General features: G+C 64.4%; 2 protein-coding genes and 1 pseudogene. All 3 read right to left on the reverse strand.

The window, feature by feature from the left end; all coding sequences use genetic code 11:
• Positions 1-631, reverse strand: a pseudogene (locus EN935_RS27900) (GNAT family N-acetyltransferase); the annotation flags it as partial.
• Positions 632-673: 42 nt separating this feature from the next.
• On the reverse strand, positions 674-1,903 hold the full coding sequence (locus EN935_RS27905) for a GNAT family N-acetyltransferase (RefSeq protein WP_127264519.1): 1,230 nt from the start codon (positions 1,901-1,903) through the stop codon (positions 674-676).
• Positions 1,904-1,917: 14 nt separating this feature from the next.
• Complete coding sequence (locus EN935_RS27910; protein ID WP_164548890.1) at positions 1,918-3,180, reverse strand: hypothetical protein; 1,263 nt, start codon at positions 3,178-3,180, stop codon at positions 1,918-1,920.
• Positions 3,181-3,282 lie beyond the last annotated feature (102 nt).

The raw sequence follows: 3,282 nt of genomic DNA on the forward strand, positions 1-3,282 counted from the left end.
CGCTCTGGTCGAGGCCGACACGCCGTTCGAAGGCGCGGCACTGCTTGTGGAAGGTCTTGGCGAAGGACGGCTTGCAGATGCGCTTGATGAGCGTCTCCGGTTCGCCATGCAGGACAAGGCCGGAGGTGATCTGGATGGAACCGCGCGCCACCGAAAGCAGCGCCAGCGGATTGGCCACGCCGTGGACCTGCTGCGGGATTCCCGCGATATGGATGCGATCGGCCGGCGGTAGCACGGCACGGACCGCCGCCCAGACGGCGTCGGCACTCTGCCTGGTCCACGCTCTCGCATCCGCCAGCAGCGGCACCGAATAGTCGCACACGCGGCAGCTTAGCCATTCGATCACGTGGTGGCCGCGGGCCCGGCGCCGCATCAGCGGCAGCAGCATGGCCGGCGCGCCCGTCGCTGCGTCACTCACCTCGACGAAGAGCAGGTCCGCGTCTTTGGGCATCAGCCGTGCGGCGATTCCCTCGACCCACGCGTAGTGCTGATGGGCGGTGCAGACGCCATCCGCCTGGTGTTGCAGCCAGAGCGGCTTGACGGTCTCAAAGCTGGTGTGCAGCCGCGCCGTATAGCACGCGCCGGCGCCGGCGCTGGCGGCAATCGGAAAAACCGGCCCATCGTCCGTCATCGCAACCACTTGCATTGCCCGGCTTGCCACGTGCTTGTCCTGTCATTCCGGCCCTCCACGCAAGCGCCGCAAACCCCGCATCAGTCCCTGGATCGTCTTGAGCAGCCGAGGTTTGGAGCGCACGAACACCTCGGTCCGGTTGCGGACCTCGAGCGCGGTGCTCACGGCATTGCCCCGCACCGTGATCCCGTGGCAAAGCTCGCGCAGGGCCGAACCCGTGGCGCCCATATGTTCCTTGTAGCTCTGGTTGCCTACCGACAGGTCGAAATAGTCGAAACCCTTCTCGCGCGCCCAGCTCATCAACTTGCCCATGATCAGAAGTCCCGGTGAGACGTTGGGCACCGCGCCCTGGTCGATTGATATCAGCAGAGCATGAACAGTAACTTGATGGACCAGCAGGTATTGGACTGCGATCAGAGCTTCACCAACGCGCAGCCCGAAGAGCCGCACCGATCCATCCGAGAGCCCCTCGAGAGCGGCGTTTCGGTAGAAATCGACAACCGTCCCCTGCGTCAGCAGGTCGAAACGGCCCAATTCGCGAAAGCGGCTGAGCCGCATCCGCACAAGGCTGCCGAAGATGAGCTCCACCAGGGCCGGTGTGTTGGCCTCGACCAGTTCCACGCCGCCGAGCCGTTCGATCCGGCGCCAGTCCTTGTTGAATGCCTTGACGAAGGATGGCCTGCATAGACGCTTGAGGACGGTTTCCGGGTCGCCGTCGATAGCGAGGCCGAAGCTGGTATGGAGGGAATCGCGCGTAGCCGCGAGCAAGGCCAGCGGATTGGCGACGCCGCTGATCAATTGCGGAATTCCCGTGATGTTGATGCGGTCCGCCGGCGGCAGCACGGAACGCACCGCGGCCCACGCGGCCTGTGCGGATTGCCGCGTCCACGGACTCGCGTCGGCCAGCAGCGGTGCCGAATAGTCGCAAACGCCACAGCTCAGCCATTCGATCACTCGATGGCGGAAGGCCGCTCGCCGCATCAGCGGCACCAGCATACGGGGCGCGCCCGTTGCGGCGTCGTTCACCTCTACGATAAGCACGTCCGCACCTTTCGGCATCAGCCGCGCGACGATTCCCTCGGCCCACGCATAGTGCTGGTGGGCGGTGCACACACCGTCCGCCTCGTAGCGCAGCCAGAGCGGCCTGGCCGCTTCCAGGCTGGTGTGCAATCGCGCCGTATAGGCGTGGTTCGCGGCGACGGTTGCGGGATTGGGGACCTGCCCTTCGGGCAAGCCGGTCGCCGCAGCACTTTGCACTGCCTGGCCTGCCATATCTTCATCTTCTCCTATCGTTTTGCCGTCGCGAACGAGACCGCCCGCCGCCACGAACCCAATCGGCTGTCGCGCGCCTCATCCGGATGCTCGAGATTCCATATGCGGTGATGTGCGAAATACCATGATGCCGCGAGCACGAAGATCTCGGACATGGCGGAACCCACCAGCGCCCACGGCGGCGACGCAATCGCCAGCAGGATCGCGATCAGCACCAGCCCGACGACCGCCCCGCCCAGCGTGGTGAACGCGACGATCCGGAAATCGCCGAGTATCTCAAGCACGATGCGGGGCATGATATAGAGCATGATCGGGACAAAATTCGCGATCACGAAAATCCCGATGAATCCGACCGAGGCGTCCTGGAGGGCCTGGGATTTTATCATCGGCAGGACGAACATGATGGCGCATCCATAAACCAGCCCGCCGAGCCCCATGACGAGCGCCCAGATCTTTGCCTGCGCCCAGACACGGCCTGTTTCGTTGTTGCGCATCAGCCTGGCAAGATCCGGCTGCGTCATGTTGACGAAAGCAAGACTGATGATGCGCAGCGGGGCAAACAGCACCAGGACCGCCGCCAGCGGCGCGTAGGCGGCAGGCCCGGCAATGCCAGCGACCAGCAGCGCCAGACATTGCCCCTGGATGTTGGTGGTGGTCGCGCTGAACGCCGACCAGCGCAGCTGGTGCCAGAGCCCGATATAGCGTCGCCGCGTCGGCATGCGGAAGCTGATGCGAAGTGTGCGCCGAGCCAGTCGGACCAGGACGAAAATGCCGAACACATTTGCCGCGGCAAGTGCATAGAACACGGTCTGCAGCGGGTCCTGGACCTTCCAGATCGTCAGCCCGGTCAGGACAATGCCGGCGATTGTAAAAGCGCCGTCGCTGATGGAAACGACCACCTGCTGGCGACGGGCGAAGAAAGCCGTGCGCATATGGCTGCGCAACGACCAGGCGCCGACGAAGCAGCCGGCGGCAATTCCGCTTGGATCGCCAAGCAGATGCATCAGAACAGCCGTACCGACGGCCATCAGCAACGCCACGATCAGCGCTGCCGTTCCAAACGCCACGTCATAGGCATCGACGCCTGCGCTGTTGGTGCTTTTGCTCATCCAGATGCTGGCGGGAACGGCGGTGAGCGACCTGATGTAGGACAGGCCGACGCCGCCCATCACCATGCCAATGGCGAAGAGGCCGTAGCCTTGCGCCGACAGCATGTGCAACAGCATGATGTTGAGGGCAAAGTGAAAGCCGCTCTGCATCGCCTCGCCGCCGATCATCAGCACGAGGCGTCGAACCAGATGGCTCGGGAACGCAAACTTCACGGCCGTGTCTCCGCTTGGCGGGCAGCCCGCGCCCGGCCCGGTCGCGCCATGGTCGTC

The sequence above is a fragment of the Mesorhizobium sp. M7D.F.Ca.US.004.03.1.1 genome, assembly GCF_003998635.1.
Lineage (GTDB): Bacteria > Pseudomonadota > Alphaproteobacteria > Rhizobiales > Rhizobiaceae > Mesorhizobium > Mesorhizobium loti.